This window comes from Nocardia sp. NPDC057668 (assembly GCF_042799795.1).
Taxonomy (GTDB): Bacteria; Actinomycetota; Actinomycetes; order Mycobacteriales; family Mycobacteriaceae; genus Nocardia.
In genome coordinates this window covers 357838-374989 of record NZ_JBHVIC010000001.1, presented here as the reverse complement: position 1 = coordinate 374989, position 17152 = coordinate 357838, and the positions used below count along the sequence as shown (strand labels likewise).

At 69.2% G+C, this 17152-nt stretch carries 16 protein-coding genes; 12 read left to right on the top strand and 4 right to left on the bottom strand.

All coding sequences use genetic code 11. The annotated features are described in order from the left end of the window. Positions 1 to 535 precede the first annotated feature (535 nt). Entirely contained in the window at positions 536 to 949 is a 414-nt protein-coding gene (locus tag ACFVBH_RS01845) for a hypothetical protein (protein WP_354985395.1), read from the top strand. A 143-nt stretch (positions 950 to 1092) separates the two neighbouring features. Here ACFVBH_RS01845 and ACFVBH_RS01840 read toward each other — a convergent pair whose 3' ends face one another. After that, complete coding sequence (locus ACFVBH_RS01840) at positions 1093 to 3420, bottom strand: galactose oxidase-like domain-containing protein (protein ID WP_378998869.1); 2328 nt, start codon at positions 3418 to 3420, stop codon at positions 1093 to 1095. A 176-nt stretch (positions 3421 to 3596) separates the two neighbouring features. Between ACFVBH_RS01840 and ACFVBH_RS01835 the strand changes: the two genes are divergently transcribed. Further along, the gene (locus tag ACFVBH_RS01835; RefSeq protein WP_378998867.1) at positions 3597 to 3815 is read left to right on the top strand and encodes a heavy-metal-associated domain-containing protein; all 219 of its coding nucleotides are present in this window, start codon (positions 3597 to 3599) and stop codon (positions 3813 to 3815) included. Between the two features lie 95 nt (positions 3816 to 3910). Next, positions 3911 to 5275 (top strand): MFS transporter, encoded by a 1365-nt coding sequence (locus tag ACFVBH_RS01830; protein ID WP_378998864.1) that lies wholly within the window; start codon positions 3911 to 3913, stop codon positions 5273 to 5275. A gap of 79 nt (positions 5276 to 5354) precedes the next feature. Here ACFVBH_RS01830 and ACFVBH_RS01825 read toward each other — a convergent pair whose 3' ends face one another. Beyond that, a complete protein-coding gene (locus ACFVBH_RS01825; protein WP_378998862.1) occupies positions 5355 to 6908 on the bottom strand; it encodes an amino acid permease in 1554 nt (517 codons plus the stop codon). Positions 6909 to 7127: 219 nt separating this feature from the next. On the opposite strand from ACFVBH_RS01825, the gene ACFVBH_RS01820 reads away from it, so the two are divergent. Next, positions 7128 to 7541, top strand: a complete 414-nt coding sequence (locus tag ACFVBH_RS01820) for a hypothetical protein (RefSeq protein ID WP_354985400.1) — start codon at positions 7128 to 7130, stop codon at positions 7539 to 7541. 137 nt (positions 7542 to 7678) lie between these two features. Here ACFVBH_RS01820 and ACFVBH_RS01815 read toward each other — a convergent pair whose 3' ends face one another. Then, on the bottom strand, positions 7679 to 8620 hold the full coding sequence (locus ACFVBH_RS01815) for a M23 family metallopeptidase (protein ID WP_354985401.1): 942 nt from the start codon (positions 8618 to 8620) through the stop codon (positions 7679 to 7681). A gap of 458 nt (positions 8621 to 9078) precedes the next feature. Between ACFVBH_RS01815 and ACFVBH_RS01810 the strand changes: the two genes are divergently transcribed. The 7 genes from ACFVBH_RS01810 to ACFVBH_RS01780 all read left to right on the top strand — a co-directional run bounded on the left by ACFVBH_RS01810 (position 9079) and on the right by ACFVBH_RS01780 (position 15685). After that, positions 9079 to 10284, top strand: coding sequence for an AAA family ATPase (locus ACFVBH_RS01810; protein WP_378998859.1), 1206 nt, complete (start codon positions 9079 to 9081; stop codon positions 10282 to 10284). A 26-nt stretch (positions 10285 to 10310) separates the two neighbouring features. Continuing rightward, positions 10311 to 11285 (top strand): DUF58 domain-containing protein, encoded by a 975-nt coding sequence (locus ACFVBH_RS01805; RefSeq protein WP_354991868.1) that lies wholly within the window; start codon positions 10311 to 10313, stop codon positions 11283 to 11285. After that, positions 11282 to 12286, top strand: a complete 1005-nt coding sequence (locus ACFVBH_RS01800; RefSeq protein ID WP_354991867.1) for a VWA domain-containing protein — start codon at positions 11282 to 11284, stop codon at positions 12284 to 12286. Before ACFVBH_RS01805 ends, ACFVBH_RS01800 begins: the two co-directional genes overlap by 4 nt. 281 nt (positions 12287 to 12567) lie before the next feature. Continuing rightward, positions 12568 to 13284: a 3-oxoacyl-ACP reductase FabG1 gene (fabG1, locus tag ACFVBH_RS01795; protein WP_354990746.1), complete on the top strand. Its 717-nt coding sequence runs from the start codon at positions 12568 to 12570 to the stop codon at positions 13282 to 13284. 72 nt (positions 13285 to 13356) lie between these two features. Beyond that, entirely contained in the window at positions 13357 to 14193 is an 837-nt protein-coding gene (gene inhA, locus ACFVBH_RS01790; protein WP_354990747.1) for an NADH-dependent enoyl-ACP reductase InhA, read from the top strand. Positions 14194 to 14214: 21 nt separating this feature from the next. Next, on the top strand, positions 14215 to 15273 hold the full coding sequence (locus ACFVBH_RS01785; protein WP_378998855.1) for a ferrochelatase: 1059 nt from the start codon (positions 14215 to 14217) through the stop codon (positions 15271 to 15273). 130 nt (positions 15274 to 15403) lie between these two features. Continuing rightward, entirely contained in the window at positions 15404 to 15685 is a 282-nt protein-coding gene (locus tag ACFVBH_RS01780) for a hypothetical protein (RefSeq protein ID WP_378998853.1), read from the top strand. 15 nt (positions 15686 to 15700) lie between these two features. Here ACFVBH_RS01780 and ACFVBH_RS01775 read toward each other — a convergent pair whose 3' ends face one another. Beyond that, positions 15701 to 16393, bottom strand: coding sequence for a hypothetical protein (locus ACFVBH_RS01775; RefSeq protein WP_354990750.1), 693 nt, complete (start codon positions 16391 to 16393; stop codon positions 15701 to 15703). A 90-nt stretch (positions 16394 to 16483) separates the two neighbouring features. Here ACFVBH_RS01775 and ACFVBH_RS01770 point away from each other — a divergent pair, with 90 nt between their 5' ends. Next, positions 16484 to 17089 carry a hypothetical protein gene (locus ACFVBH_RS01770; RefSeq protein ID WP_354990751.1) on the top strand — a complete coding sequence of 202 codons (606 nt, stop codon included), beginning with the start codon at positions 16484 to 16486 and terminating at the stop codon, positions 17087 to 17089. Positions 17090 to 17152 lie beyond the last annotated feature (63 nt).

Here is a 17152-nt window from a genome sequence, read left to right as displayed (position 1 = left end):
TTGCCGATGCGTGCGATCGGCACGCACGGTCGCGGTGAAGGAGAAACCGATGCGTGCGATCGGGCACGCACGCCCGCGGTGAAGGAGAAGCAGGTGTGCGCGCACCCGCCCCGGCGGCGACGACCTGGGCGGTGGCCTGCTCTCGCGCAGTCTCGAATTCGTTGTCGACCGGACAGGCCGTCGGCCCGTTCGCGGTCATGACGCCGGACCGCGCCGACGCGCCCGGCGGCCGGGCGCGATCTGTGCGCTCGGGGCGTTGCCGGATGCGCACGAGGGCGCGCGGCGCACATGAGAAACCGATTGGTCTTCTTTCTCGGTATCCACCGAGGGATCGAACCCATCGAGCGGGAACCGGCGGTCGGCCCCGGGTAGGGGCGCGGCGGCCGGTTCCCGCTCGCCGTTTCGGCCGCGAATCCGCGAGAAGTGGTTGCTAGCTGATTGCCAGTGGTAGAGGATGGGTGCGCGGCGCGCTTGCGCCGTGCTCTTCCGATTGTGTACGCCGATCCGGTTTCCTAGCTCAGGAGGACGTAGATCTATGGCTTCTACTATTCGGAATCACCGCCGGTCCGCGCTCGTGCTGGCCGCGCTCGGAGCGTTGGGGACGGCCGCCGTCATCGGCGCCGGACCCGCGCTCGCGGACAACGCCATCGACGTCAGCGCCGTCGGGCCCGTGAACGTCGGCATCGATTACAGCTGTGACGCCGACGCGGGGATCACGGCCATCAATGTCCTGGTCGGTGCGCCCGACGCCGAGCAGCCCTCGGCCACCGGCACCGAGGCCGCACCGGTCTGCGACGGCAAGAAGCAGACCACCGTGGTAACCCTCGCGGGCATCAACGGCGCCGACGGCACGTTGAAGGCCGGGGACAAGGTGCAGGTGCGGGCCGCGCTGGTGGACAAGGCCGAGTCCGTGATCGAGGGCCAGGCCAAGCTCGTAACCCTGGGATAGCCGTTCGGCGATCCTCGGACGGCCGCACGTCGAACCGACGTGGTTCCGGCCGCCATGCCGAGTTCCGGCGTGGCGGCCGGATTCGTATGCGGACGCGGGTCGCGCGAGGTCCGGTGCGCCGGGCCGCGTGGGCTTCGGTTCGGTCAGTGCAGGCGTAACCACCGGCCGATCGACGGGGTGCCGGCTTCGTCCACCACGAACACCAGATACCAACCGGGCGGGGCGAGCGCCGGATTGCCGGGCATGGTCAGGGTCAGCGCGTCCGGCGGGCCGCTGAACTCCAGGTCGATCAGCCGCTGTTCGTTGTCGCACGAGTGCGTGCACGCGCCCGGACGCACGAGACTGGCCTCGCGAATCGGGCCGCCGGTGGTCACGACGATCGAGCCGCCGTAGGCCGCCTCGTCGGCCGTGAGCGTCAGCACCGGCCTGGTCTCGGTGAAAAGATACGGCGGCCAATAGATTTCGATGCGCAGCTCTTCGGTCTTGCGGGCCGGGTTGGAGCCCGCGGTGACGACCTTCCCGTCGGGGGTGAGCAGCGCGATCGAGTGGTAGAGACGCGGGACCCGGCAGGGCGCGGTATGCATCCAGGCGTCGTCGGCGGGGGAGTAGATCTCGCCGTGCGGCGGGGCGGCGTGCGCCATCTCCTCCATGCCCGAGCCGCCGGTCGCCAGGACGGTTCGATCGGGCAGCAGGACCGCGCTCAGGTGCATGCGCGCATGGTCCATCGGCCGCACCGCCTCGTACCGCGGTTCCGCCGCCGCGGTGTCCACGATTCGCGCGTCGGCCAGTGCGGGTGCGGGACTGTGCATGTCGTAGCCACCGCCGCCCAGAATGAGCACGCGCTGATCCTGGGCGGGCGGCAGCAGCACGCTGGCGGCCTGATTGCGCGATCCGGGATCGGTGAGCCCGGGCACCTCGGTGACGGCCCCGGTGCTCGGATCCCACAGCGACGGGCGCATGCCGTTGTTCCCGCCGTACTGGCCGCCAGTGTAGAACAGCCGCCCGTCGGCGAGCAGGACGAGGTGGCCGTACATCGGGATCGGGCCGGGAACCGGTAGCGGCGACCAGGTTTCGGTGGCGGCGTCGAACAGTTCGGGCACCACCGAGAGGAAGTTGTCGGCGCCGAGCCCGGAGACGGCGACGATGTTGCCGTCGGGCAGGGTCGCCAGTGACGGGTACCAGCGGCCGAAGGCCATGTCCGGCACCGCGTTCCAGCTCAGGGTGGCGGGATCGAAGATCAGCGCGTCGGGCAGGCCGTAGAACGGGTCGTAGTGCTCGGTGCCGCCGGCCGCGAGCAGTCTGCCGTCGGGCAGGAAGGCCTGACCGACGCAGAACAGGTCGATGGGGGTGTCCGGTGCGCTGAGCCCCGGATTCGGGTAGTGCCAGACGCGAGTCCGGAACTCCTGTGCCGCATGGTGTTCCGGGTCGTTGCCGGAGCCCGCGAAGAACAGGATGTCACCGGTGTTCAGCAGGGCGGCGTGCACCGGATTGATCTCGGTGCCGAAATCGAGAATGCGCCACAGCCCGTGGTGCGCGGCATGGCCGAGATCGGTGTCGAGCTCGAGCACCCGCAGGTAGCCGGCATTGGGCCCGTCGGGGGCGTCGATCACGCAGACCACCAGCTCCGGGGCCGCGCCGCCGGTGTCGAGCAGAGCCGTTGCCGCGCCCTGGTTCTCGGCGAAACGCCACGGGGTCTTCGTCCATCCGCTCCAGCCGTCGAGCGCGTGCCCGCTGCCGTCCAGGCCCCAGCCGATGGTGTAGACCCCGGCGTTCGGCCCGTCGGGATTGTCGACGGCGAACACGAGCAGTTCGGGTCTGCCGTCGCCGTCGAGATCGGCGGCCGCGATGCCCGCGCCCTGGTTCTCCCAGCCGTACCAGTCGGGAACCGCCACCCACGGCGTCCACTCGGCGACCGCGCCGTCGGCGTTCAAGCCCTTGGCCAGTCGGAACTGCCCGGAGTTCGGGCCCCGTGGATTGTCGACCGCCAGCACCACGAGCGTGGGCTGCCCTTCTATCCGGGTCAGGCAGATGTCGGCGCCCTGGTTCTCCCAGCCGTACCAGTCCGGGACCGGCAGCCACGGCGTCCAGCCGCCGGTAACGGCGCCGTCGGCGGCCAGATCCCGGCCGATGCGGTAGTAACCCTGGTTCTGGTCCGCCGGGTTGTCCACCACGAAGACCACCAGGTCGAGCACGTCGTTGCCGCTCAGATCGGCGACCGCGATGCCCGCGCCCTGGTTTTCCCAGCCGAACCAGTCCGGAACCGCCAGCCACGGTCCCCAGTCGCGCACCGAGCCGTCGCGGCCCAGACCCGCGCCCACCCGGTAGAGCCCGGCGTTCTGTCCCTCGGGGTCGTCGACCATGAGCACCACGACATCCGGAGTGCCGTCGCCGCTGAGGTCGCCGATCGCGACGCCGCAGTCCTGGTTCTGCCACGCGAACCAATCCGGAACCGGTACGAATTCTCCCGCCACACTTCGATACTCGTCCACCGCGGGCGAATTCGCTCGTCGATCGGCGGGGTTTTCCGGGGCGCTCATCGAGAGTGCGGAGCACTGTGACATATACCCCTAGGGGGTAGGGGTTTACATTCGGGCGGATTCATCGTACGGTCTCCTCGGGAAAGCCCCGCGGCACAAGGAGGAGCGATATGAGCGCCGAGACGAGTACGAGCACCTACACCGTGTCCGGCATGTCCTGTGGCGGCTGCGTAGGCAAGGTCAAGAACGAGATCGGCAAGCTCTCCGGCATCGACGGCGTGGACATCGAACTCGCCACCGGCCGGATGACCGTCATCGGCGGTGCGCTCGATGACAACCTGATCCAGAACACCGTCCGAAACCTCGGCTACCAGCTCGTTCAGGATTGATTCCGCCCCCGGGCGCCGGTGTCTCCGGCGCCCGGGCCGGGACGGCGCTCTCCCGGACGTGATGGGCCGCCGCCATGTCACGAAGGACCGACTCGATGATCACCGCACTCCTGCGCAACCGCGACTACCTGAGGCTGTTCACCGCCCAGGTGTCCGCCCTGTTCGGCACCGGGCTCACCACCGTCGCCCTGGGCCTGCTCGCCTACGAACTCGCCGGGGCGGACGCGACCGCCGTCCTGGGCACCGCCCTGACGATCAAGATGCTGGTCTACGTCACCGTCGCGCCGATCGTCGCCGCCTATGCGGATCGCTTCCCGCGCCGGGGATTCCTGGTCGCGCTCAACGCGATTCGCGCGCTGGTGGTGCTGGCGCTGCCGTTCATCGACCAGGTCTGGCAGATCTACGCGCTGATCGCCGTGCTGCAGACCGCCTCGGCCGCGTTCACCCCCACCTACCAGGCGATAATCCCCGACATCCTGCCCGACGAGCGCGACTACACCCGGGCGCTGTCGGCCGCGCAGCTGGCCGCCACCATGGAAACGCTGCTGAGTCCGATGCTGGCCGCGGCCGCGCTGCTGCTGATGAGCTACCACTGGCTGTTCGTCGGCACCGCCGTCGGCTTCATGCTCTCGGGCGCGCTGGTGCTGGCCACCCGTATCCCGAACGCCGGCACGGTGAGCGCGGGCTCGTTCCGCGAGCGCGTCGTGCTGGGCATGCGCATCTTCGCCGCCACCCCGCGTCTGCGCGGACTGCTCGGGCTCAACCTGGTGGTCGCCGCCGCGGGCTCGGTGATCATGGTCAATACCGTCAACTACGTGCGCGACACCCTGGGCGGCACGCAGACCGGGGTCGCGATCCTGCTGGCGGCCAACGGTTTCGGCACCATGCTCAGCGCTCTGTTGTTGCCCCGGGTGCTCGATCGCGTCGAGCCGCGCCCGGTCATGCTCACCGGGGCCGCCGTGCTGCTCACCGGACTCGTCTCGATCGTGGCGCTGTCCACCGCGGGCGCCGGCGACTGGCGCTGGGGCGCGGCGCTGGCGGCCTGGGCCGTGGTGGGCGCGGGCACCGCCGCGGTGCTCACCCCGACCGGTCAGGTGCTGCGACGCTCGGCCCAGCCCGCCGACCGGCCCGCGTTGTTCGCCGCCCAGTTCTCGCTCTCCCACGTGGCCTGGCTGGTCGCCTACCCGATCGCCGGCTGGGTGACGGCGGGCGCCGGTTTCACCGCCGCCCTGGTGGTCCTGACCGTGCTCGCGGTGCTGGGAATCGCCGTGGCCGTGGGTATGTGGCCCCGGCACGACCCCGCCGAGATCACCCACCTGCACGCCGAGGGCACCATCGATCCCGCTCGGCTGGTCGACGCTATCCGCGTCGGCGAGGGGATCTACCAGCACACCCACGCCTTCATCATCGACGCCGAACACCGGCGCTGGCCCAGGACGGCGACGGCCACGGTCGGATAGCGCCGGACCGCGGGGTTGCCCGAGCAGGCGGATCGCCGCCGGAAATCATTCCGGCGGCGATCCTTTCGTCGTGGACGAGCTAGGCGGATTCCACCGCGGGCGCGTTCTCCGGCGGTTCGGCCACCGTGCGCTTGGGTCCGGTGAACCAGCGCCGCGCCGAGGCGAACCACCACACCGCGATCGCGCCCACCACCCCGACCAGGGTCAACGGGGCGTAATTGACCGCGGTCCAGGTGAATTCGTCGTTCCACGGGTAGCCGCGATCGTCCATGGGCAGGATGAACAGCAGGCTGATGAACACGATCCACAGCAGGGCGATCGCGCCGACCGGGCGATACCAGGACCCGAGTTGCCATGGCCCGGTGCGGAAACGGCCGCCGTGGCGCTGGCGCAGCAGAATCGGAATGCCGTAGGCGATGTAGAGCCCGATCGTCGCCACCGAGGTGGCCGCGGCGTAGGCGGTCGGCGCGTTGGCCGCGGGCACCAGCATCGAGGGGATCAGCAGCACGAAGGCGAAGAACGAGATGAACAGCACCGCGTTCACCGGCACCTTGCGCGCGGACAGCTTCGACCACAGCGCCGAACCCGGCACCGCGCCGTCGCGGGCGAAAGCGAACAGCATGCGCGAGGCCGAGGTGACCGAGGCGTAGCCGCAGAACAATTGGGCGATCGCGGCGATCACCAGCAGCAGCCCGGACCAGAACGGGCTCAGCGCGTTCTCCAGGATGTAGATCACCGGATAGCCGCTGTTGAGCGCGGGATCCAGGGTCTTGTCCAGATCGCGGATCGCGAAGGTCACCGCCAGGATCAGCAGATAGCCCGCCACCGCCGAGACGATGGTCGTGTTGATGATGCCCTTGGCCGCCATCCGCGAGGCGTCGTGCGTCTCCTCGGACATGTGCGCGGAGGCGTCGTATCCGGTGAAGGTGTACTGGGCGTGCAGCAGGCCGAGCAGGAAACTGAAAGCCACGCCGCCGAATCCGACCGCGCTGTTGTCCACCGTCTCGGTGAAGACCCAGCCGATGCTCTGATGGTGTTCGGCGCCGATCCCGAGCACCAGGACGAAGATGGCCACACCGCCCACGTGCCACCAGGCGGAGATGTTGTTGATCGCCGCGGACAGTTGCGGACCTATCGCGTTCAATATCGCGTGCAGCACCAGAATGGCTGCGAACACCAAAAAGATTGCGGTGCGGTCGGTTCCGATTTCGATGCCGATAACATTGAGCACCGCCGTGGTGAAAATGGCTGCGCCGTAATCGATGGCGGCGGTCACCGCGATCTGCCCGATCAGGTTGAACCAGCCGGTGAACCAGCCCCAGATCGGCCCGCCGAGTTCGGACGCCCACCAGTACAGGCCGCCGGAAGTGGGGTAGGCCGAGGCCAATTCGGCCATGGCCAGCCCGACGAACAGCACCATCACCGAGACCAGTGGCCAGCCCCACGCCATGGTGATCGGCCCGCCGTTGGCCAGGCCGATGCCGTAGCTCGCCAGCCCGCCAGTGAGGATGGACACAATCGTGAAGCTGATGGCGAAGTTGGAGAACCCGGACCAGGACCGGGAAAGCTCCTGTTTATAGCCGAGTTCGGCGAGGCGGCGTTCATCATCGGACGGAGGAGAAGTAGCAGTCATTCGTGCTCCCGCGTGAAAACGCCGCTCGCGCACGGCGTTTGCCAGGAGATCAGTGTGCGGTAAGCGCGCGCCGCGCGCACGGCAACGTGGAAACTGGTCGGTGTACGAATCGGCTCGCTACCGCGCGCCGCCGCCGGTGCGAGTCCGGGCACGGAGTTGACGCGGGGGTCGTTCGTGTGGAATATGCTTAGGCTAACCTATGCACAAGGAGAACTACCCATGATTCGCAAGTTCCTCGCGGCCTCGATGGCGACCGCCGGGCTGCTGCTGCCCGTGTCCGCCGCCGTGGTGCTCACCGCTCCCGTTGCGATCGCCGCTCCGGCCACGCCTTCGGCGGGCGAGCTGCAGGGCAAGCTCCAGTCCGCGCTGAACGGCAATGCCGCCGAGCTCGAGTCGGGCAACGCCGCCGGCATCCAGGGCGTCGGCCGCACCATCGCCGCCATCCCCGGCTACAGCTGGGACGTCAGCGGCCCGATCTCGGTCGACGGCGACGTGCTGTCCGCGAATCTGAACAGCCGCCTCGGCAGCTACAACTACCCGATCCCGGTCACCTGGGTGAACGTCGGCGGGACCTGGAAGTTCTCGGCCGAGTCCGAGCAGCTGCTGATCGGCTACGCCTCGATGGCGGGCTAGTCACCCACGCGCCAACGACAACGGTCGGCACACTGGAATCCAGTGTGGCCGACCGTTTGTCGTTGCGGGGGCGGGGTCGTGACCCCGCCGGGCGGACCCGGGCCGCGCGAGCGAAACCTCGCGCGGCGGCGGTCCGTCTAGTCCGCGCCCCAGTGCTGTTCCATGATCACGCCCTTGGCGGCGAGCCAGGCCACCGGATCCATCTTGCTGCCGTCCGCGTCCCAGATCTCCAGGTGCAGATGCGGTCCGGTGGATTGGCCGCGGTTGCCGACCGAGGCGATCACGTCGCCCGCGTTCACCCGCTGCCCCTCCTGGGCGTAGATGTCGTTCACGTGCCCGTAGACGGCGGTGGTCCCGTCGTCCTGCAGTACGCGGACCCACAGTCCGAAGCCCGAGGCGGGGCCGGCCTCGACCACGGTGCCGCCCATCGCCGAGTGAATCGGGGTGCCCAGGGCGTCGGCGATGTCGACGCCGTAATGCATGGCGCCCCAGCGGCTTCCGAAGCCGGAGCTGATCTCGCCGCCCACGGGCAGCACCGCGGGAGCCGAGACCGGCGGCGCCAGCTGCGGAATAGCGGGCAGCTGGGGGATGGCGGGCGCGGCCATCTGCTGAATGTTCTTGATGGCCTGTTCGGCCTGCGCCAGCGGCCCGCGGATCTCCTGGGGCAGATTCGCCAGGCCGAAGGGCGCGGCCACCTCGGCGGCGGGCGCGGGCGCGACATCGCTGATGTCCCCGGGGGATTCGGCGAACACGGGTGCGGCCGGAACGGCGGGCGGAGCCACCTGCGGCACGTAGGAGGCGACGACCTCGAGCGCCACCTGGAACGGATTCGGCGCCACCGCGACCTCGGAGGCATCGAGCGTGCCCTTGGCCTCGGTGGGCGCGGCGCTCGCGGTCGCGGGGGTGAGCTGGACCGTGGTGGCGAGCAGTGCGCCCGCGGCGACGGCGGCGCCGGACAGGCCGCGCATGCCCCACGGCGAACCGCTGTCGGCGCGGTGACTGACCGCTCCGGCGGTGTCGGCCTCGCCGAGCAGGTCCAGGACGGATAGGGAACCGGGTGTCTCTCGGTGCAGCGGCACGGCACGTCCTCGGTAGATCAGCGAAGTCATCGGGGGGGTCGGCGAACGCCGAATTCGATGTTGGTGTGGTGACGTTTCAGAAACTGTACCCAGGCGTGATCATTCCGTGTCCCTTTCGGTGAAATGCCCGGGGCCATTTTTCCGATGTGCACTCGGGCCCCGGCCCGGCCCGCGTTCCGGACGCGCCCGAGCGCGGCGGATACCAGCGGGTTGCCGAACCTCCCGGTGACCGGGTTGCCGGGGGTGAGCAGGGCCGAGGGCCGCGATCGAGTCGTGATTCGACCCGGCGTTATAGCTAATGTGAATGCCCGGCCATTGTTCGGAGTTCGGGAGACTTTCCGCGCGCGTCCGCCGATTTCGAGGCGGCTCGACACCCGCGATCGCAACCGGGTGCGGCGAACGCGCGGGATACCTGGAATAGTTGTGGCAGCACGCACAGGACCAAAGCGAAAGCGGGGATGTTGGTGACTTCGACTGATGGTGTGAGCGGGGTAAGCACGGTGAAGGACGCGCCGCCGCCGAACACCCTCGAGCGCGATGTCCAGACCCTGGAAAAGGCGATCTACGAAGTCAAACGAGTGATCGTCGGCCAGGATCGACTGGTCGAACGTTTGCTGGTGGGTGTGCTCGCGCGCGGCCACGTGCTGCTCGAGGGTGTGCCGGGTATCGCCAAGACCCTGGCCGTGGAGACGTTCGCAAAGGTGGTGGGCGGCAGCTTCTCCCGCGTGCAGTTCACCCCCGACCTGGTGCCGACCGACCTCGTCGGCACCCGTATCTACCGCCAGGGCCGCGAGGAGTTCGACACCGAGCTCGGCCCGGTCGTCGCGAACTTCGTGCTGGCGGACGAGATCAACCGCGCGCCGGCCAAGGTGCAGTCGGCGCTGCTCGAGGTCATGGCCGAGCGGCACGTGTCCATCGGCGGCAAGACCTACCCGATGCCGAACCCGTTCCTGGTCATGGCGACTCAGAACCCCATCGAGAGCGAAGGCGTGTACCCGCTGCCCGAGGCGCAGCGTGACCGCTTCCTGTTCAAGGTGGTCGTGGACTACCCCTCCGTCGAGGAGGAGCGCGAGATCATCTACCGGATGGGCGTCACCCCGCCCGAGGCAAAGGCGATCCTGTCGCCCGAAGAGGTGGTGCGGCTGCAGAAGCTGGCCGCCAACACCTTCGTGCACCACGCGCTGGTCGATTACGTCGTGCGCGTCATCGCCGCCACCCGCAAGCCCGCCGAGTTCGGCATGCACGATGTGGCCTGCTGGATCTCCTACGGCGCCTCCCCGCGCGCCAGCCTCGGCATCATCGCCGCGGCCCGCGCGGTGGCGCTGATCCGCGGCCGCGACTACGTCGTGCCGCAGGATGTGGTCGAGGTGATCCCGGACGTGCTGCGGCACCGCCTGGTGCTCTCCTACGACGCGCTGGCCGACGAGATCTCGCCCGACGACGTGATCCGCCGCGTGCTGCAGACCGTCGGCCTGCCGCAGGTTGCCCCGCAGGCCGTCGCGCCCGGTGCGAGCGCGCCCGCGCCGATCCCGTCCGCGCCCGCCGCTCCGGCCGGGCCGCACGGCGGTGCGCCGCAGGGCATCCCGCAGCCGCCGCAGCAGAGCATTCCGCAGCCGCCCAACGGTCAAGTGCCCCAGGTCCCCGGCCAGCCTCAGCCTAAGTGAGGCGGGCCTCGGATCCGGTTGCGCCCGTGACGAACTCATCTCCCAGCGGTTCCCCGCACGCCCCGCCGTCATTCCGGTCGGGCGAGCTGACCGACCCGCACCTGTCGGCCGCGCTCAAGACCCTCGAGCTCACCGTGCGCCGGCGTCTGGACGGCGTCCTGCACGGTGATCACCTGGGCCTGATCCCGGGGCCGGGCTCCGACGCCGGTGACGCGCGGATGTATCAGCCGGGCGACGATGTGCGCCAGATGGATTGGTCGGTCACCGCCCGCACCACGCACGCGCACGTGCGCCAGTCGATCGCCGATCGCGAACTCGAGACCTGGCTGGTGGTGGACCTGTCCGCCAGCCTGGACTTCGGCACCGCCGCCTGTCAGAAGCGCGATCTCGCGGTGGCCGCAGCCGCCGCGGTCACGCATCTGACCAGCGGCGGCGGCAATCGCATCGGCGCGGTCGTCGCCAACGGCGAACAGCTGATCCGCATTCCGGCCCGCAGCGGCCGGGTGCACGCGCAGACCATGCTGCGCAAGATCGCCACCACCCCGCACGCCCCCGACGGGGTGCGCGGTGATCTGGCCGGGGCCATCGAGTCGCTGCGCCGTCCGCAGCGCAAACGCGGTCTGGCCGTGGTCATCTCCGATTTCCTGGGCGAGGTGGACTGGCAGCGTTCGCTGCGCGCCATCTCCGGCCGTCACGATCTGCTCGCGGTCGAGGTGCTGGATCCGCGCGATCTCGAACTCCCCGACATCGGCGATGTGGTGCTGCACGACCCCGAGACCGGGCGCACCCGCGAGTTCAGCGTGACACCCACGCTGCGTGCGGATTTCGCACGCGCCGCCGAACGGCATCGGGTGCAGGTGGAGGCGTCTCTGCGCAGCTGTGGCGCGCCGGTGATGAGCCTGCGCACCGACCGCGACTGGATCGCGGACGTGGTTCGATTCGTGTCCACCCGGCGCCATACCTTCGGCGCCTCGACTTCCCGGCTGGTGCCGCGACAGTGAGTATTTCCGGATTCACTTCCTATATCTGGTTCCTGTTCCTGGCGGTGGTCGCGGCGCTCGCGCTTGGCTACGTGCTGGTGCAGCGTTCGCGGTACAAGCACGTGCTGCGCTTCAGCAATATGGAGCAGCTGGAGAAGGTCGCGCCCACGCGGCCCGGTCCCCAGCGCCATATCCCGATGGCGCTGCTGCTGGTCGGGCTGGTCGCCTTCACCATCGGCGCGGCCGGGCCCACCGAGATCAAGAAGGTGCCCCGCAACCGCGCCACCGTGGTGCTGGTACTGGACGTTTCGCTGTCCATGGAGGCGACCGACGTACCGCCCAGCCGCCTGCAGGTGGCCCAGGAGGCGGCGAAGGAGTTCGCCGACGGCCTGACACCGGGCATCAACCTGGGCCTGGTCACCTTCGCGGGCACCGCCTCGGTGCAGATGTCGCCGACGACGAACCGGCAGGCGGTCAAGGCCGCCATCGATTCGATCAAGCTGGCCGAGCGCACCGCGACCGGTGAGGGCATTCTGACCGCGCTGCAATCGATCGACACCCTGGCCTCGGTGCTCGGCGGCGCGGAGACCCCGCCGCCCGCGCGCGTGGTGCTGATGTCGGACGGCAAGCAGACCGTGCCGGCCGACGACGACGTGGACAATCCGCGGCACGGGTTCACCGCCGCGCGACTGGCCAAGGAGAAGGGGATTCCGGTCTCCACCATTTCCTTCGGCACCAGCTGGGGCACGGTGGAGATCCCGGATCAGGACGGCAAGGGCTCACAGCGGGTCAAGGTGCCGGTCGACGACGATTCCCTGCGCGAGATCGCCAGGCTCTCGGGCGGTGAGTTCTACACCGCGTCGAGTCTCGAGGAGCTGAACCAGGTGTACGACACCCTGGAGGAGCAGATCGGCTTCGAGACCACCCGGGGTGACGCGTCACGGCCGTGGATGTTGTTGGCGGGCTTGCTCGTCGCGGCGGGCGCGGCCGTCGGACTGGTGCTGCGGCAGCGAATTCCGTAGCGGGATCATCGAACAGCGGCCGGCGCGCGAGACTTCTCGCGCGCCGGCCGCTGTCGTATTCACGGTCGATCGCGCGGATTCTCATGATCATTCACAAGCGGGTATTCAAGACAATCGAGGCATCCTAGCGGTTTGAATAGCATCTGTTTCAGAAATGCGAGATCATGTCGCTGACCTGGGGTTCGCCTCGCTCGAGGTAGGGTGTCGCGGCCCGCGCCGGGGGAGAGGAATTCCTCGCCCCAATGTAGGCAAAGGGAACGGCACCCGATAAGTTCTACGGCATGTCGAACACATCCAGGTCGGTACTGGTTACGGGCGGCAATCGCGGAATCGGTCTCGCGGTTGCCCAGCGCCTTCTCGCCGACGGGCACAAGGTCGCCGTCACCCATCGCGGCTCGGGCGCGCCCGAAGGTCTGCTCGCGGTCAAATGCGATGTGACCGACGCGGCTTCGGTCGACGCGGCCTTCGCCGAGGTCGAGGCGAAGCAGGGTCCCGTCGAGGTCGTCGTGGCCAACGCGGGCATCGTGGAGAACACCCTGTTCATGCGGATGAGCGAAGAGGCGTTCACCAACGTCATCGACGCCAACCTGACCGGTGCGTGGCGAGTGGCCCAGCGCGCCAACCGCAATATGCTCAAGGGCCGCTGGGGTCGCGTGATCTTCCTCGGCTCGGTCGTCGGCCAGATCGGCGCGCCCGGCCAGGTCAACTACGCCGCTGCCAAGTCCGGCCTGGTCGGCATGGCCCGCGCCATCACCCGCGAGGTCGGCAAGCGCAACATCACCGCGAACGTGGTGGCCCCGGGCCTGATCGACACCGACATGACCCGCGAGGACATGACCCCGGAGATGCGCGAGAAGGCGCTCGAGTTCATTCCGGCCGGCCGCATCGGCCAGGCCGAGGACGTCGCCGGCGTGATCAGCTTCCTGGCCTCGGACGACGCCTCCTACATCTCCGGCGCGATCATTCCCGTCGACGGCGGAATGGGTATGGGCCACTGAGCATCTCGCTCGGCTAGCTCTGCGCTCCGAATTCCCGACCACGCACTTCAAACGAGGAGAACCGACCAACCCATGGGTGGATTGCTCGAAGGCAAGACAGTACTCATCACCGGGATCATCACCGATTCCTCCATCGCCTTCCACGCGGCCGCGGTCGCGCAGGAGCAGGGCGCCAAGGTGATCATCACCGGTATTCCGGAGCGGCTGCGGCTGATCGACCGGATCGCCAAGCGCCTGCCGCAGGAGGTGCCCCCGGCCATTCCCCTCGACATCACCAGCGAGGAGAACCTGGGCGAGCTGGCCGACAAGGTTCGCGAGCTCGCGCCCGAAGGCGTGGACGGCGTGCTGCACTCCATCGCCTTCGCCCCGCGCACCCTCATGGGCCCCGAGGCCAAGCCGTTCCTGGACGCGCCCGGCCCGGATGCCGCCAAGGCCTTCGAGATCTCGGCCTGGAGCTACGCCTCCCTGGCCCGCGCCGTGCTGCCCGCCATGAACGAGGGCGGCTCGATCGTGGGCATGGACTTCGATCCGCGCACCGCCATGCCGTTCTACAACTGGATGGGTGTGGCCAAGGCCGCGCTCGAGTCGGTCAACCGCTACGTGGCGCGGGAAGTGGGCGAGGCCAAGCGCATTCGCTCCAACCTCATCGCCGCGGGCCCGATCAAGACCTTGGCCGCCAAGGCCATCGCGGGCACCGCCACCGACGATGCCAAGCAGCTGAACATGCTCAACACCTACTGGGACGGCGCCTCGCCCATTGGCTGGGACGTCGACGACCCGACGGTCGTGGCCAAGTCCGTGGTCACCCTGCTCTCGGACTGGCTGCCCGGCACCACCGGCTCGATCATCTACGTCGACGGCGGCGCCAGCCACAACACCTGGTTCCCGGAAAACGGCTTCACCAACTAGAGCTGAAGGAGACCGACACCCGTGGCCGTCGAGGCACTGCTACTGCTGTCCTTCGGCGGCCCGGAGCGCCCCGAAGACGTGATGCCCTTCCTGGAGAACGTCACTCGGGGCCGGGGCGTACCACCCGAACGCCTCGCCGAGGTCGCGCAGCACTATCTGCACTTCGGCGGGGTGTCGCCCATCAACGCGCTGAACCTGGACATCATCAAGGCGATCGAAGCCGAATTCGCTTCGCGCGGAATCGATCTGCCGGTGTACTTCGGCAATCGCAACTGGCATCCCATGGTCGAGGAGACCGTGGAGCGGATGCGCGCCGACGGAATCGGCTCGGCGCTGGTGTTTCCCACCTCCGCGTGGGGCGGGTACTCGGGCTGCCGCCAGTATCACGAGGACATCGTGCGGGCGCGCGCCGCGGTCGCCGATGCCCCGGAACTGGTGAAATTGCGGCAGTACTACGATCATCCGCTGCTGATCGAGGCGTTCGCGGACGGTATCCGCGCGGCCGTGGAGTCGCTGCCGGCCGAGCGGCGGGCGGGGGCGCGGCTGGTGTTCACCGCGCATTCGATCCCGGTCTCGGCCGATGACGCCTCCGGCCCGCCCGGGGAGCGGGCGCTCTACAGCCGTCAGGTCGCCGAATCCGCGCGATTGTGCGCCGCGGCAACGGGGTTCGACGACTACGACGTGGTGTGGCAGTCGCGGTCGGGGCCGCCACAGGTGCCGTGGCTCGAGCCCGACATCGTCGATCACCTCGACGCGCTGGGGGAGCGGGGCGTGGACGCGGTCGTGATCTGCCCGGTCGGGTTCGTCTCGGATCACCTCGAAGTGATCTGGGATCTGGACAACGAGGCGAAAGAGCGTGCCGCCGAACTCGGTATGGCCTTCGCGCGCGCGGCCACGCCGGGACCGGATCCGCGGTTCGCCCGGATGGTCGCGGATCTGGTGCAGGAGTATCGCGAGGGCGCGGCGCCCGAACGGCTCAGCGCCATGCCGGGTTTGGGCTGCACCGTGAACGGCGTGCCGTGCGTGGTCGGCTGCTGCGAGCTACCCGCGCGCCCGGCACAGCGGCCGGTGGCGCGCTGACCGGCTCGGCCAGCTCGGTGGGCGGGCATCGCCCGCTGGTGAGCGGCCCGCACCGCGATACGCTGCGGGTTCGCCGGGCAATCCGGCCCCCGGCGCGCGCCCGCGGCGAACGAATTGTAATGTCGCGCAGGTGAGTACATCGGAGCGAGGGCCCGTACGTCGTCAGGGCGAGTACGCCGGAGCACAGCGCGCGGGCGGACCCGTACCGCGCGCGGGAGCGCCGCGATCTGGCGGTGCGGCGGCCAAGAAGCGGGCGCTGGGCGCCCCGGACGCCTTCGTATGGGCGCCGGTGCTGGCGCTGTTCATGGCGGCCGGCATCTGCATGACCATCGGGCAGTCCATGACCCTGACCGCGGTCCTGGTGGCCGTCGCGGTGGTGCTCGTGCTGCTGGACATGTGGATCAACCGCTGAGGTTCGGCGCACCGGCTAGTTGAAGACGTTCACCGCGCGGGCGATGACCAGACTCATGGTGACCAGGGCGATTCCGGATTGCATCGCCATGAGCGCCTTCGCGTAGCGGGACATCGGCATCACGTCGGTGGGGCTGAACGCGGTGGCGTTGGTGAACGACAGATACAGGTAGTCCGGGAACTCCGGAGTCCACTCCGGGTCGGCCAGGTCCGGGTTCTGCATCTGCACGAACAGGAAATCGGGATACGGCCGGCGGTGATGGGCGCGCGCCGCCGGGCCGCCGCGGTCGAGTTCCCAGTACCAGAGCGCGAAGACGAGCACGTTCGACATCCACACCGCGGCGCCGGCGGCCAGCAGGCCGGCGGCGTCCTTGCTGACCGAACCGTCGATGAGACCGAGCACCAGCTCGACCACGGCCCAGATCATGCTGAAACCGAGCAGGGCCATCTGCAGCAAACTGAAACGGCGAAACCAGATTTCCTCGCGATCGAGGCGGATGGGGCTGGCGATGATCAGTCCGGCCAGCAGCACGAATCCCACGGCGGGCACGATCCAGCGGGGGCCGGGGGTGAACCGGTCCGGCAGGAAGAACTGCAGCACCAGCAGCGCCACCACCGCCGCGGTCGCCCACAGCCGTGACTCTCCGGCCGTGCGCCGTGCCCACGCCGGAACCGGGTCGTCCCCGGCCTGTTTCTCCGCGCCCGTCATCGCAGCAGTATCACCCGTCCGCCACTCCGCACCCGTGAGCGACGCAGTTACCGATAGCATCTCGGCACAGCCGAGAAGAGGGGGAGCCCCGTGTCCCTGCCCGGGAACGCGTCACCGTCCCAGCCGTCGTATCCCCGCCCCGGGTCCCGGACCCCGGTGCTCGTCTCGATCGTCTCGGCCGCACTGGCGGTGCTGTGCGTGCTGGGGGCGGGCGGGTTCTTCCTGCTGTACACCACCGCCGACGACACCGCCGAGACCCGCGACGGCACGATTGCCGATCTGCGGCAGCAGCTCTCGGAAACGGCCGAGACCGACGCCCGCCGTGCCGCGGCCAAACGCGCGGCCTGCGATTTCGCGGTCCTGCTCGCGACCTACGACTACACCGACCTCGACAGGTACTTCGCCGGGATCCTGGCCGCGGCCACCGGCGACTGGCGCGAGGAGGTCAGCGAGATCGCGCCCTTCCGCCGCAGCGAGATAGCCGCCACCCGCGGCCGCAGCCACCCCGCCGAGGCTCCCCACTGCGGCCTGACCTCGTTCGGCGCCCGCACCGCCGAGGCCCTGGTCTCGGTGGAACATTCCCTGACGTCCGGCAACTCCCCCGACGCCCGCGTCCTGACGGTGACGTTCCTGGCCACCCTCGAGGAACAACCCGACAACCGCTGGCTGGTCAGCAAGATGAGCCGCCCGTTCTGAATCAGCCGGGCCGCCCACGGAATTCGAGCGGGTCGCCGACGATGCCGGTGCGCGCGGCGACCG

What these genes read in the sequence shown, in the direction of transcription:
- ACFVBH_RS01820 (WP_354985400.1), top strand. Translation starts at nt 7,128, where the DNA reads ATGATTCGCAAGTTCCTCGCGGCCTCGATGGCGACCGCCGGGCTGCTG.
- ACFVBH_RS01810 (WP_378998859.1), top strand. Translation starts at nt 9,079, where the DNA reads ATGTTGGTGACTTCGACTGATGGTGTGAGCGGGGTAAGCACGGTGAAG.
- ACFVBH_RS01825 (WP_378998862.1), bottom strand. Translation starts at nt 6,908, where the DNA reads ATGACTGCTACTTCTCCTCCGTCCGATGATGAACGCCGCCTCGCCGAA.
- ACFVBH_RS01775 (WP_354990750.1), bottom strand. Translation starts at nt 16,393, where the DNA reads ATGACGGGCGCGGAGAAACAGGCCGGGGACGACCCGGTTCCGGCGTGG.
- inhA (WP_354990747.1), top strand. Translation starts at nt 13,357, where the DNA reads ATGGGTGGATTGCTCGAAGGCAAGACAGTACTCATCACCGGGATCATC.
- ACFVBH_RS01835 (WP_378998867.1), top strand. Translation starts at nt 3,597, where the DNA reads ATGAGCGCCGAGACGAGTACGAGCACCTACACCGTGTCCGGCATGTCC.
- ACFVBH_RS01830 (WP_378998864.1), top strand. Translation starts at nt 3,911, where the DNA reads ATGATCACCGCACTCCTGCGCAACCGCGACTACCTGAGGCTGTTCACC.
- fabG1 (WP_354990746.1), top strand. Translation starts at nt 12,568, where the DNA reads ATGTCGAACACATCCAGGTCGGTACTGGTTACGGGCGGCAATCGCGGA.
- ACFVBH_RS01845 (WP_354985395.1), top strand. Translation starts at nt 536, where the DNA reads ATGGCTTCTACTATTCGGAATCACCGCCGGTCCGCGCTCGTGCTGGCC.